Origin of the sequence: Salinibacter pepae (assembly GCF_947077775.1) — a bacterium.
In the GTDB taxonomy this organism is placed as follows: Bacteria; Bacteroidota; Rhodothermia; order Rhodothermales; family Salinibacteraceae; genus Salinibacter; species Salinibacter pepae.
On sequence record NZ_CAMTTE010000001.1, the window covers coordinates 113,093 to 126,002 of the forward strand.

Annotated in this window: 10 protein-coding genes and 1 tRNA gene; 2 read left to right on the top strand and 9 right to left on the bottom strand. The window is 63.9% G+C overall.

The annotated features are described in order from the left end of the window. Positions 1-12: 12 nt before the first annotated feature. The 5 genes from OJA40_RS00495 to OJA40_RS00515 are packed head-to-tail and all read right to left on the bottom strand — an operon-like array spanning position 13 to position 4,767. Positions 13-1,071 carry an aminopeptidase P family protein gene (locus OJA40_RS00495; protein ID WP_263808287.1) on the bottom strand — a complete coding sequence of 353 codons (1,059 nt, stop codon included), beginning with the start codon at positions 1,069-1,071 and terminating at the stop codon, positions 13-15. A gap of 59 nt (positions 1,072-1,130) precedes the next feature. Next, a complete protein-coding gene (guaB, locus tag OJA40_RS00500) occupies positions 1,131-2,657 on the bottom strand; it encodes an IMP dehydrogenase (protein ID WP_263789648.1) in 1,527 nt (508 codons plus the stop codon). 12 nt (positions 2,658-2,669) lie between these two features. Next, the gene (locus OJA40_RS00505) at positions 2,670-3,419 is read right to left on the bottom strand and encodes a pseudouridine synthase (protein WP_208425751.1); all 750 of its coding nucleotides are present in this window, start codon (positions 3,417-3,419) and stop codon (positions 2,670-2,672) included. 45 nt (positions 3,420-3,464) lie between these two features. Beyond that, positions 3,465-4,196 carry an SMC-Scp complex subunit ScpB gene (scpB, locus tag OJA40_RS00510; RefSeq protein ID WP_208425752.1) on the bottom strand — a complete coding sequence of 244 codons (732 nt, stop codon included), beginning with the start codon at positions 4,194-4,196 and terminating at the stop codon, positions 3,465-3,467. A 58-nt stretch (positions 4,197-4,254) separates the two neighbouring features. Next, the gene (locus tag OJA40_RS00515; protein ID WP_208425753.1) at positions 4,255-4,767 is read right to left on the bottom strand and encodes a BrxA/BrxB family bacilliredoxin; all 513 of its coding nucleotides are present in this window, start codon (positions 4,765-4,767) and stop codon (positions 4,255-4,257) included. A gap of 311 nt (positions 4,768-5,078) precedes the next feature. Here OJA40_RS00515 and OJA40_RS00520 point away from each other — a divergent pair, with 311 nt between their 5' ends. Both OJA40_RS00520 and OJA40_RS00525 read left to right on the top strand, forming a co-directional pair. Then, a complete protein-coding gene (locus OJA40_RS00520) occupies positions 5,079-5,420 on the top strand; it encodes a hypothetical protein (protein ID WP_263808288.1) in 342 nt (113 codons plus the stop codon). Positions 5,421-5,491: 71 nt separating this feature from the next. Beyond that, complete coding sequence (locus tag OJA40_RS00525; RefSeq protein WP_208425754.1) at positions 5,492-6,274, top strand: HAD-IIA family hydrolase; 783 nt, start codon at positions 5,492-5,494, stop codon at positions 6,272-6,274. 1,312 nt (positions 6,275-7,586) lie between these two features. Here OJA40_RS00525 and OJA40_RS00530 read toward each other — a convergent pair. The 4 genes from OJA40_RS00530 to OJA40_RS00545 all read right to left on the bottom strand — a co-directional run bounded on the left by OJA40_RS00530 (position 7,587) and on the right by OJA40_RS00545 (position 12,794). Further along, on the bottom strand, positions 7,587-7,934 hold the full coding sequence (locus tag OJA40_RS00530; RefSeq protein ID WP_013061975.1) for a hypothetical protein: 348 nt from the start codon (positions 7,932-7,934) through the stop codon (positions 7,587-7,589). Positions 7,935-8,230: 296 nt separating this feature from the next. Continuing rightward, positions 8,231-8,307 (bottom strand) — tRNA-Lys (locus OJA40_RS00535). A 165-nt stretch (positions 8,308-8,472) separates the two neighbouring features. Then, positions 8,473-10,404 (bottom strand): DNA gyrase/topoisomerase IV subunit B, encoded by a 1,932-nt coding sequence (locus tag OJA40_RS00540; protein WP_208425756.1) that lies wholly within the window; start codon positions 10,402-10,404, stop codon positions 8,473-8,475. Between the two features lie 56 nt (positions 10,405-10,460). Further along, positions 10,461-12,794 (bottom strand): DNA gyrase/topoisomerase IV subunit A, encoded by a 2,334-nt coding sequence (locus OJA40_RS00545; RefSeq protein ID WP_208425757.1) that lies wholly within the window; start codon positions 12,792-12,794, stop codon positions 10,461-10,463. Between the last annotated feature and the right edge of the window lie 116 nt (positions 12,795-12,910).

Below are 12,910 nucleotides of genomic sequence, written 5' to 3' on the forward strand. Positions count from 1 at the left end.
AAGATCGGTAGTTTACAAGACCATCAGCTCTTTCGGGCTGTTGGTCAGGTTCTCACACCCGTCTTCTCGGAGCACGATAATGTCTTCAATGCGAACCCCGTACTGCTTTTCTGGAAGGTACACCCCAGGCTCAATTGTTACACAGGCCCCCTCTGGCAGCTCGTCGTCGGCCGTGTGCGAGACCCGAGGCCATTCGTGCACCTGAAGCCCAAGCCCATGACCCAGCCCGTGCGTGAAGTGCTCCGCCAGTCCAGCAGCTTCAAGGGACGCTCGGGCCACAGCGTCCAGCTCTTGCCCCGTCATGCCAGCCCGTGCGGCATCGAGCGCGGCGTGCTGGGCATCCAGTACTGCTTCGTAGCCCCGCCGGGCCGTATCGTCGGGCTCGCCCAACGCCACCGTCCTCGTCATATCGGACGCGTACCCGTCCCGAAAGCACCCCATGTCGATCACGATCATATCCCCGGCGTGCAGGGCCCGATCTGTGGGACGGGCGTGGGGACGCGCGCCATTGGGGCCCGAGGCAACGATGGGGTCGAACGCCATCGACTCAGCCCCCTTCTTCAAGTGACGATATACAATTTCTGCCCCGGTTTCCCGCTCCGTTATGCCCGGCTCGATGAGGTCGACAATCTCGCGGAACACGTTTTCGGTTATCGACTGGGCCCTACGGATCCGAGAGACCTCATCTTCGGTTTTGGATCCGGCAAGCTGGGTTAGCAGGCCGGTCTTCGGAATCCACTCTACCTCCCCGTGCTCGTCCACAAGAGCATCGCGGCGAGCGACGCTGACGTGGTCGGCCTGAAACGCCACTCGCGAGAACGGCTCCAAGAGCCCCGCCTCCTTCACGCACGCCGAGAGTCCGTCCCGGGCAACGTGAACGTCCGCCCCGTCTACTTCCGAGCGGGCTTGGTCCGTGTAGCGCCCATCGGTGACGAAGGACGCCGAGTCGGGACCGACAACCAGGAGTCCACTGGATCCTGTAAAGCCACAGGCCCACCGGATCTTCGGCATCGAGGTGAGAAAAAGGGCGTCGGCCTCGAGGTCGGTCAGGCGACCTCGAACACGAGACATGCGATCGGACATACGACAGGGATTCCGGGAAGCGGCCAGCGAAATGACCGAGGGGTCGCCTAGTCGCTACGCTTAGACGGCCCCGAGTAGTAGTTTGGGGATTCCTTCGTAATCTCAACGTCGTGGGGATGGCTTTCTCGGAGGCCCGCGGCGGTGGTGCGGACGAACTGGGCCGACGCGTAAAGGTCCCGAACCTCCTCGCAGCCGCAGTACCCCATCGCGGCCTGGAGCCCGCCCTTCATCTGGTGGATCACCTCGCTCAGGGTGCCACTATACGGCACACGGCCTTCAACCCCCTCCGGCACCAGTTTGCGAAGCTCGTCCTCCGCGTCCTGGAAGTACCGGTCCTTGCTTCCGTCCTGCATGGCCTCGACCGAGCCCATGCCCCGGTAGCTTTTGTACTTTCGCCCCTCGTAGATGATCGTCTCCCCGGGGCTTTCTTCGACGCTTGCGAAGAGGCTTCCGATCATGACCGCACTGGCACCGGCCGCAAGTGCCTTGGGGATGTCACCGGTTTGTTTGATGCCGCCGTCGGCAATGACGGGGACGCCGTCGGGGCGGGCCTCCTCGGCACACTCCATGATGGCGGTCAGCTGCGGGACCCCAACCCCGGCCACCACGCGTGTCGTGCAGATCGACCCGGGACCGATCCCGACCTTCACACAGTCCACCCCAGCATCGATCAGCGCGCGGGCCCCGTCGGCCGTGCCTACATTCCCGGCTACAATTTCGACCTCGTTCTCAAATCGAGCGGCGACCTGACGGACCGTTTCCAATACGCCCTCGGCGTGGCCGTGCGCCGTATCGACGACCACGAAATCGACCCCCACTTCGACCAGGGCCGCCACCCGATCCATGACGTCGGGCGTCACGCCCACAGCCGCCCCAACACGGAGCCGCCCGTGTTCGTCCTTGCAGGCATTGGGGTGCTTGCGGCGCTTGCGTATGTCTTTGAAGGTGATGAGGCCCTTCAGGTAGCCCTCCTCGTCCACGACGGGAAGCTTTTCCACCTTGTGCGCCTGCAGGATCTCGATGGCCTCATCCAGGGTCGTGCCCACCGGCACCGTCACCAGATCGTCGGCGGTCATCATCTCCCGAATGGGCGTGTCGCCATCAAGCTCAAACCGGACGTCCCGGTTCGTCACGATCCCCACGAGCTTGTCCGACTCGTCCACCACCGGGATGCCCCCGATGGAGTAGTGCGCCATCATGTTGCGGGCATCGGCCACCGTGTCGTGAGGCGAAATCGTGATCGGGTCGAGAATCATCCCGTTCTCCGACCGCTTCACGCGCCGCACCTCGGCGGCCTGGTCTTCGATCGACATGCTTTTGTGAAGCACCCCGGCGCCCCCCTGGCGAGCCAGCGCAATCGCCATGTCCGCCTCCGTGACCGTATCCATGGCCGCGGACAGGACCGGAACGTTGAGCTTGATGTTTTGGGTCAACCAGGCGGAGGTATCCGTCTCGCGGGGCATCACTTCGGAATGGCCCGGCACGAGAAGAACATCATCGTAGGTCAGGCCTTCCGTCTTGATTTTGTCGTTGGCTTCGGTGTCGGGGGTGCCGTTCGTAACCGGTTGGGACATCGGTAGAAGGGATTATTGAAGATCAACACGTTGATAGAGCTCGCGAACTTCCTCCGGTTCTAGCCGGCGCCACTCGCCACGCTGGAGGCGGCCGGTGGTGAGCGTGGCGTACTTCGCCCGCTCCAGCTGCACAATGTTGTGCCCGAGCGCCTCCATCATGCGACGGATTTGCCGGTTCCGGCCCTCGTGCAGCTCGAGCGCAATGTCGGTTTTGCGTTGCGGGTCGAGGTACGCGACCTGATCGGCCGCCGCCGCTCCGTCGGTCAGCTCCACGCCCCGCGTCAGCTGGTCGAGCTGATGGGGCTTAACGTCGTCCTGCAGCCGGACGTAGTAGATCTTGGGAATCTCGTATCGGGGATGCATGAGGCGATGGGCGAGGTCCCCATCGTTGCTGACCAGAAGCACCCCGGTCGTATTGCGGTCGAGACGCCCTACCGGAAAGAGGCCGGACGGGTTGTCCGCCGGAACGCCGATTGCGTCAAGAACCGTTCGGCGGTCCTTCGGGTCGTCGGTGGTACTTATCGTGTCCTTCGGCTTGTTGAGTAGGAGATACTCAAATTCGAGCGGGTACACCTCCTCCCCGTCCACCGTCACGGTCTGTCCCTCCCGCACACGGGTGCCGTGCTGGTCCACCCGCTCCCCATCAATGTGCACCCGTCCCTGCTCCACCAAATCGTCCGCGTCCCGACGCGAGCAGACCCCCGCATGCGCAATGTATTTGTTGATCCGCATGCCTTCTCGGTCGGAGGACTCGGGGGCCATAGGGGACGGGCTGGTTCGTACTCGGTGAAGGGACGGGCGTTGTGTCTACTCGGGCGGGCGCTCGTCGGGGGAGTCGCCATTTTCGGCGTCCAGCATGTCGACTGAAATGCCCTCCTCCCGATCGAGTTGGAGGAGCTTGGCCCGCTCGTCGTCGAAGGCCGGGTCGTCGAGCAGGTCTTCCACCTCTCGTAGGGTCGGCAGGGCGTCCAGGGCGTCCAGACCGAACTGCTCGAGAAAGCGGTCGGTGGTGCCGTAGAGCAGGGGGCGCCCGACTGACTCCGCCCGGCCCTCGACGCTCACCAGGTCCATCTCCAGCAGCTTCCGAATCGCGTAGTCCGAGTTGACGCCGCGCACAAAGTCGACCTCCGGCCGGGTGACCGGCTGACGGTAGGCAATCACCGCCAGGGTTTCCATCAAGGAACGCGAGAGGGTGGTCTCCTGCTCCTCGACGTAAAAGGTCTTGGCGTAGGGTGAGAGGGACGCCCGGGTCACCATCCGATATCCGCCCGCCCAGGATTTCACCTCGAAGGCCCGGTCGTGCTCCTCGTACGTGGTGTTGAGCCGGTCGAGGGCCGCGGCGACGTCGTCCTCGGATGGCTCTGAGCGCCCCGTCACGTCGGCGACAATCCTCGCGATGCGGGCGGCCGACACAGGCTCATCGGCGGCGAACAGGATCGCCTCCGCGGCCTCTACGAGCGTATGATCGTCCGCCTTGGCCGGGCGGTCGGGGCTGTGCGCCGGGGCCTCCGGTGGTTCTGGAGACGCATCGTCGGGCATAAGCTACGGCAAGTCGACCAGACAGAATGCCTTCTCGGTTCTCCCCACTCCGCATTTCCTACGTGATGGACTGAAAGGTAGACGGAAGTCCGTCCCCCGAACTTGAGGGGTCGGGACGCGAGGGGGCGTCGGCAGGGGGCTCCTCGTCGCCACAGTACGCCTCAAATGCCTCCACGAGATCCCGAGCGATCACCTCGGCATTCCGCCCCTCAATGTGCTTCCGCTCCACCACGTACACGGGCTGGCCGTCTCGGAAGAGGGCGAAGAAGGGCGAAGAAGGCGGGATGCCGGCAAGATATTCTCGGGCCCGCTCCGTGGCCTCGAGATCCTGCCCGGCGAACACCGTGAGGTAACGGTCCGGATGGTGATCGGTCGCGTCTTTCGCCTTGGCCACGGCCGGGCGTGCATTGCCCGCGGCGCAGCCGCAAACCGAGTTGATCACGAGCAGCATCGTTTCGTCTTCCGCCTGATCGAAAGCGGCATCGACCTCGTCGGGCGTACGCAATTCCTCGACGCCGAGCTGGGTCAATTCCTTGCGCATCGGCTCAACCATCTGCTTGGGGTACGGCATGGGGGAGCACTCATTCCTTGAAGGAAAGACACGAGGCCTCCAGCGGTGGCCTGGAGGCTATAGTGCTAACGTGCTACGACAAGCCCAACTGGTTGATCCCTCCAGCCTCCTGTACGAGCAGGCTTGACCCTGACTTGGTGGGCCAGCGGGACGACACAAAATGGCGCGCCCTCGTGCGCCCCGGCTCGCCCTCCACGCGACGCCCGTCACGCCTGGACTTGCCCCCCACGCACATCGCTAGGACATCTTCCCTGGTGATCCCGTAAGTACCCCTGATGCCCTTGCAGTTTCATCCACGCAGCCTCCTCCCGATGACGTTGATCATCACGCACGCCCTTCCAGAAAGCGGCTCCGGGTTCCACAAGCAGACGCTACATCACGTCCCGGAAAAAACCGCCCGCCAGATCGCGAACGACTTTGAGTCGTTTGCGAAAGCGTCGCATCCGGAAGCCGCCGAGGAGGCCGTCCCCTGCACAACCTACGAGTACGCCCTAAGCAACTCCCCGTCTGAGACCGCCGACGGAACAGACGGAAACGCCCAGGACGAACAAGCAGGGGGCGAGGCGAACGACATGCCCCCCCAACCTGAAGGCTTCGTTGCGGTCGACTTTCGATCGGTCGTCGCGGTTCAGGGATATGACCGTCTCTCGTAACGCCCCCCAGCGCAGGTGAATCGGTACACCCTGCGCGACATCACGACTTCTCCCCTCACGGTTCTCACAGCATGGCAGACGAGCAGGACACAACGCACGCATGGCTTCTCGACATGGACGGCGTACTGGTGCATGAGGAGGTCGTCCTCCCCGGGGCCCAGGAGTTTATCGAGCGCCTTCGGGAAAAAGAGCTGCCCTTTCTCGTGCTCACCAACAATTCCATCTATACCCGGCGCGACCTATCGGCCCGGCTCGCCCGTGCCGGACTGGACGTGCCGGAGGCGAAGATCTGGACCTCGGCCGTGGCCACCGCGCAGTTTCTCTCCAACCAGGCCCCCGAGGCATCGGCGTACGCCGTGGGGGAGGCTGGGCTTACCACGGCGCTTCACGAGGTAGGCTACACGCTCACGGATGCCGACCCCGATTTTGTGGTCCTGGGCGAGACCCGTACGTATTCGTTCCAACACATCACGGCGGCCGTGCGGCTCATTGAGCAGGGGGCACGTTTCATCGCCACGAACCCGGATGTCACGGGCCCGTCGCCGGACGGGCCGCTCCCGGCCACCGGCTCCGTGGCGGCCCTCATCCGCGAGGCCACCGGCCAGAAGCCGTACTTTGTTGGCAAGCCCAACCCGATCATGATCCGGAGTGCGTTGAACCAAATCGAGGCGCACTCGGCGACCACGGCCATGGCGGGCGACCGCATGGATACGGACGTCATGGCCGGCATGGAGGCCGGCCTGACCACTCATCTTGTGCTGTCCGGCTCGACGCGGCGAGAAGAGATTTCGGACTTCGCCTACCGTCCGAACAACGTGGTCGAGTCGATATCAGAGCTAATTGAACGCGTGTGATTGGCGGGACCGGAGCGGTCGGTGTGTGGCGCAGAGCGTGTGGCGCAGGAGGAGAGGGCTGACATTCAGCTGTACTGGGGGGCCTTTCCCCCCGCCTAGGCAGCGGCGATGGCACGCGGAGCCTACGTCAAAACTTACGGTTGTCCTGCAATAACAAAAAATGACGGGCGACTCACGCACGGGGTGATTTGGCAACCGAACGGGCAATTTCCGATGACGACCACACAAAGCCGATCCCGAACTACATTTCTTCCGGCGGCTCCCCGTCATCCCGAACCGGCACCGGCTGTCGTGCCGCCACTCAGAGAGGTGGACCCTCACGTGAAATCCCCTCGCAGGAAGCGTTTACATGACTCTAGGGTCACAACTCGCCTCCGGATGCACCAATTAGTTGGGTCCGTGAAAAGACGGCACTTGCGATTCGCCCATACTATCTTCCTGCGCACACGAACCACCGATATGGAAGCAACCGACAAGAGCTCCGCCATCGAGTCCTCCCAATCCGCACGATCAGCCGCTCAAGAGAGCATCCAGCGCGCGCTCGATCAGGGCGCGGAGCAGGGCCAGATTCATCGCCTTCACCAATGGGCTACGATGCTGAATAAGCTTTACCACCGGGCCGAGCGGGATGATTGAGACCAGGCAGCACTCTGCATGGGGTGTTCAGCACAGACACCGTGACGGAGAGAAACCCTCATTCCGCCCGCGTCGATTGCTCGATCCGGCGAATCTCCTCCCTGTGTCTGGCACTTGTCGTCCGACGTCTTTGACCTCCCCACCTACTCCGGCATTTCCGCCCGTACAATCAAAAACCCCCGGCTCTCCCCAAGCCCGGGATACTGAGAGAGATCCGAGACGATCAGGCGATCAGAGCATGCATCAAGGCAGCCGGCACGGCCTGGCTTCTCTGACTGGACGACGTGTTGTAGGTCGGGGGGAAAATGGAAGACGTGTGTAGCCGCTCTTGGCTGCGCAGTGGGGCAACGGACCAGAAGGAGGGCGTCTACGCGAAGCCCTGAACAGCCAATCCGCTCCCTCCCTTGCCCAGGCCCGTCCGGTACTCGGAACCGCAGCAGGCAAGACGGGCCGCAGAAAGATGTGGCGGAAACGGCCCGGACATCCCCGCAACCAAGCCGTGGTGCGAGTGAGGAGTAGGGCGCAGTGACTGGGCCGCACGCAAAGTCCCTGTCTCGGTGAACGCCATTTCCACATCGCGCGAGGGGTCCCCTTGCAGTGCGCTACATCGCGCAGGGGGACACACGGGCCTGCCCCTCACAGCGGTGACGGCACGTAGGGGCTTAGAAGGCCCCATCTACTCGATGTTCACGTCGGCCCCGACCCGCTCCGCGAGGGCCTCGAACTGCTCCTTGGTAACGGCGATGAACACCCGATCCACGCCCGTCAGGTCGTGCTCGTCGGACTTGATTCGGTTCGTGCTGCCCCCAGGTGCATCGGTCCCTCTGTTGCCGTTGACCGAGATGAACGTCTCGACGGGGTCGGAGCCATCCACGGCTTCGACGATGGCGTCGCGGGAGGTTTCCAGCGCCCCGGCGAAGGTAGTCGCCATCCCGGTGTAGAACCCTCCGTATTCACGCAGGGATTTGTCCTTGCTGCTGCTGAATTTTTCGTCGGTGTGCGCTCGCGCAGACCTGTTTCGCATGTGGCTTAGGGGTTGTGACAAGAACACTCTACCTACTCTCACGGGCCCGAGACGAAATTGGTCTCGTGGGCCCGTAACATTGATGGACAGAGTCGGGGCCCAGGCGTTACCAACGGGGGCGTTTCATCGTGGACCACGGAGCTCTCTGGCGTCGGCCTATCCTGCAGAGGTGCCATCGATGGAGCGACGACGCCCTCCGGCAGGTCTTCACCGCCAGTAGTCAATACGAAAGCCGCCTCGGGGCCTTCCGAGACGGCGACAATGCCATACTGGGACCGGTTCGATCTTCGCGCGGGTGGTAGGCCCGGGGGGATTCGAACCCCCAGCTCACGGATTAAGAGTCCGTTGCTCTACCAGGTTGAGCTACGAGCCTATCGGGAATTTCCGATTCGGAGATACTTCGTGCCGCGCGGAAAGTTCGGCGGATCGACCCGTGCAGGGGCGCCACACCCAACTTTCCACTGCGCTTCACAGCATCGCGCCGTCCGGGCGGGAGGGGCCGACCAATCCGCCCGCGCTACGGCGGGCCTCGGGGCCGCTACACGTCCAGCTCGTCCGCCTCGGCGGCGTGCTGCATGATGAACTTGAACCGGGCCGAGCTGTCGCGCCCCATCAATTCAGTGATCGTCTGCTCCGTCACCATCCGCTCGGTGTCGGGGATGCTGACTTCAAGCAGCCGACGCCCCTCGGGCGAAAGGGTCGTTTCGTTCAGCGTATCGGGCATCATCTCCCCCAGTCCCTTGAACCGTTGAATGTCGACGTTCGGGTTGCGCCCGTCGCTCCGAATCTCGTCCAGAATCTGCTCCTTGTCGGGCTCGTCGAGCGCCCAGTGGGTCTCCCTGCCCGCCTCGATGCGGTAGAGCGGCGGCTGGGCAATGTGCACAAATCCGCCCTCGATGAGCGGCCGCATGTACCGGTAGAAGAACGTGAGCAGGAGCGTGGCGATGTGGTGGCCGTCCGAGTCCGCGTCCATCAGGAGAATGACCTTTCGGTAGCGGAGGTCGGACAGGTCAAGCGCATCGCCGATGCCACAGCCCAGCGCCTGCACAATGTTCGACAGCTCCTTGTTGCTCTGGACCCGATCGAGGGTGGCCTGCTCGGCATTCAGCACCTTCCCGCGAAGGGGCAAAACCGCCTGCGTCTCCCGGTCGCGGGCCTGCTTGGCCGAGCCGCCGGCCGAGTCCCCCTCCACGATGAAGAGCTCGCACTCGCTCGGGGTGCTCGACGAGCAGTCCGCCAGCTTGCCGGGCAGTTGCAGGCGCGACTTCGAGCCCGAACGCCCACTGCTTCCGCCGGACGCGGAGCGGCGGGCCCGGCGGGCCTTCGCCGCCTGCACGACCCGAGACGCGATGGCCTCCCCCGTCGACGAGTGGTCGTTCAGGTACTGCTCCAGCTCGGTGCGGAGCGCCCCCGAGACCTGGGACCGGACCGAAGGGTTGTTGAGCTTGTCCTTCGTCTGCCCCTGAAACTGGGGGTCCACGTGAAACAGGTTCACGATGCCCACGAGGCCCTCTCGGGTGTCGTCGCCCTTAATCTCCAGGCGGTGGGGCACCAGGTCGTGCGTGTCCATAAACGACCGGATCACGGCCCGGATGCCGCTCTTGAGGCCCTGCTCGTGGGTCCCGCCGTCCTCCGTCGGAATGCCGTTGACGAACGTATGGAGCTGCTCCTTCGGCGCGTCGGTCCACTGAAGGGCAATCTCCAATCGCCCGTCCCCGTCCAGGTCGTCGGCCTCCATCATGAAGACCTCGTCGTGGATCGGGCTGACCTGAAGGTCCTCCACCAGGTAGTCCAGGTATTCCTGAATGCCCCCCTCGTGGTGCAGCTCGTGCCGCTCGCCGCTCGTCTCGTCCCGGAAGATAATTTTTAGGTCCCGGTTCAGGTACGTCTTCACGTCCAGGTGCTCCCGGATCCAGGACGGGTCGAACTCGACGGACTCGAAGATGTCCGGGTCGGGCCGAAAGTAAATCTCCGTCCCGGTCCCACGCGCACTCTCCTTCGTGGTGTCCAGGCCCGTCACCGGCGTGCCCTGCCGGAACCGCTGCTGGTACTCCTGTCCATCGCGCTTGACAGTCGCCACGAGCTCCTCCGAGAGGGCGTTCACGACCGACACGCCCACCCCGTGCAGGCCGCCGGACGTGATGTAGTTGCTCCCGTCGAACTTGCCCCCGGAGTGAAGGGTCGTAAGAATCAGCTGGACCGTCGGAACGCCCTTTTCGGGGTGATCATCCACCGGGATGCCACGGCCGTTGTCGGACACGGAGATGCTTTGTCCGTCCTCGTGCAGGACAACCTCGATCCGCGAGGCATACCCGTTCGTGGCCTCGTCGACGGCGTTGTCCACCACCTCCCAGAGGATGTGGTGCAGGCCGGGCCGCCCCGTCCCCCCGATGTACATGCCCGGCCGCTTGCGGACCGGTTCGAGGCCTTCGAGGACGTCAATGTCTTCGCCGGTGTACGTTGTGGGCATACTTCAGAAGTCGTCGTTCTGCGTACGTGGATGTCTCGCGATCGTAGGTCCCCCGACTACGCGGCCTCGTGTAGGGCCACTTCCACAGGCTCCGGGAAGACCTCCGCGAAGTAGCCCCGCTTGATCACGAGGGTGCCCTTCGCCCCCCGGTTCGTCGCGTCGAACTTCGTCGTGCGCACGATCTCTTCCCGTCCGTTGTTCGTCTCGACCGTGAGCCCGTCGCGGGCCCGAGTGCTAAGGGTAAAGTCGAGCACGCGGTCGTTGTCCTCAAGCCGGATGGCGCGCACGCCTTTGGCCGGCCCCTTGTACACCGACACCTGATGAACCGGGAAAACGAGTGCGCGTCCGTCGTGGGAGGCGAGGCAGATGTTTTCGTCGCCCCGGGCGAGATGGACGCGTGCCACCTCGTCCCCGTCCTCCAGGCGCATGTACTTTCGGCCCGTGCTGATCGACGGCTCCAGGTAGCCGTCCAGGGTGAAGCGGGTGGCCTGCCCACCCGTACTGATGGCGACGATGTACGGCTCATCCGGCGCGTCGGGATCGTCCGGGTCGAAGAGCTCGCCCTGCTCACTCGGTTCGGCCGGCACGGGGGCCGGCAGGGCGCGGTCGTCGAAGCTGACGACCCCGACCACGTGCTCCCCGTCGTCGAACGAGAACAGCTTTTGCACCGGATCGCCGTACCCGGTCGTGCTGGGGATTTCCGTGATGCGGGTGGTGTAGCAGGTGCCGTAGTTCGTAAAAAAGCCGACGGTGGCGCGGGTCGACCCGGCCAGGGCCCACCCCACCTCATCTCCGTCGCGCGTCCGGATGGCGTCGAGGTCCGAATACGTCCCCTGCCGCTTCACCCAACCGTCCCGCGTGACGATGACGTGGACGTCCTCGTCGACGATGTAATCCTCTTCGGTGTATTCCATGTCCGCCTCCGGCCCGACGAGGGTACTGCGGCGCTCGTCCGTGTATTCGTCGCGGATGTCCTGAAGCTCGTCCTTCACAATGCCCCAGCGCGCGTCCTCGTCGTCGAGCAGGCGACGGATTTCTTCCGCCCGGGCCCGTTTCTCCCCAAGTTCGTCCCGGATCGCTTCAATCTCCATCTGCGAGAGCTTGTACAGCTGCGTCTCCAGAATCGCGTCGGTCTGCTCTTCGTCGAGCTGGAAGCGGTGCATGAGCCGCTGGGCGGCGTCGGCTTTGTTCTTCGAGGTCCGGATGATCTCGATGGCCTCGTCGAGGGCGTCGAAAATCGTCTCAAACCCCTCAAGGATGTGAATCCGTGCCTCCAGCTCCGCCAGTTCGTTCTGCAGACGCCGGGTCACGACGTCCAGCCGGAAGTCGAGGAAGTACCGGAGAATGGTACGGAGGTCCACCTGCTTCGGGGCCTTCACGTCCGTGCTCTCGGTCGGCACGAGGCAGGTGAGGTTGACGTGGAATCGTTTCTGGAGCTTCGTGTGCTTGAACAGGTAGGCCATCGCCGCCTCCGTGTCGGAGCCCCGCTTCAGCTCCAGCACGATGCGCACCTCGTCGGTTGACTCGTCGCGCACGTTCGACAGCTGCGGGACGTTTTCCTCCGCAATGTGGTCGGCAATCTCCTCGACGATTTTGCTCTTGTCCACGCCGTAGGGCACCGACTCGATGATGGCACGGGTCTTCCCCTTCGTCCGGTACGCCCCGCGCATCTCGATCGTCCCGGAGCCCGTCTCGTAGATCTCCACAAGTTCGTCCTGGGTGTTTAGGATGCGCCCCCCGGTCGGAAAGTCCGGGCCCTGAATGTGCTCGCGGACGAGGGGCGCGGTGGACACCTCAGGCTCTTCAATCATGCGGAGGGCCGCGTTGACCACCTCGCCGAGATTGTGCGGCGGAATGTTCGTCGCCATCCCGACCGCGATGCCGCTCGCCCCGTTCACCAGGAGGTTGGGGACGCGGGCAGGGAGCACGACCGGCTCTTCCAGCGAGCCGTCAAAGTTGTCGCGGTAGTCGACCGTCTCGTCGCGGAGTCCCTCCAACATCTCCATGGCCAGGGGCTGCAGCTTGGCCTCCGTGTAGCGCATCGCCGCCGCGCTGTCACCGTCGAGCGACCCGAAGTTGCCGTGTCCGTCGACCAGCGGCGCCCGCAGCGAAAACGACTGTGCCATGCGCACCATGGCGTCGTAGATGGCCTTGTCGCCGTGGGGGTGGTACTTTCCCATCGTCTCCCCCACGACCGTCGCGCTCTTGCGGTGCCGCTTGGACGGGTAGAGGTTCAGGCTGTCAAACATCGCAAAGAGGATGCGACGCTGCACCGGCTTCAGGCCGTCGCGAATGTCCGGAAGGGCCCGGCTGGTGATGACGGACAGGGCGTAGTTCAGGTACCGTTCGCGGGCGGTCTCGTGAAGCGGGATCGTTTCGGTAACAGGCATCAGCGGCGTTCAATAACGGATGTTGACGGCGCACACATAGTTTACTCACACGTTTTCGGAGTTACAACTGTCACTGACTGGCGTTTCGGAAGATTTGACCGTTCTCCATTGGGCCG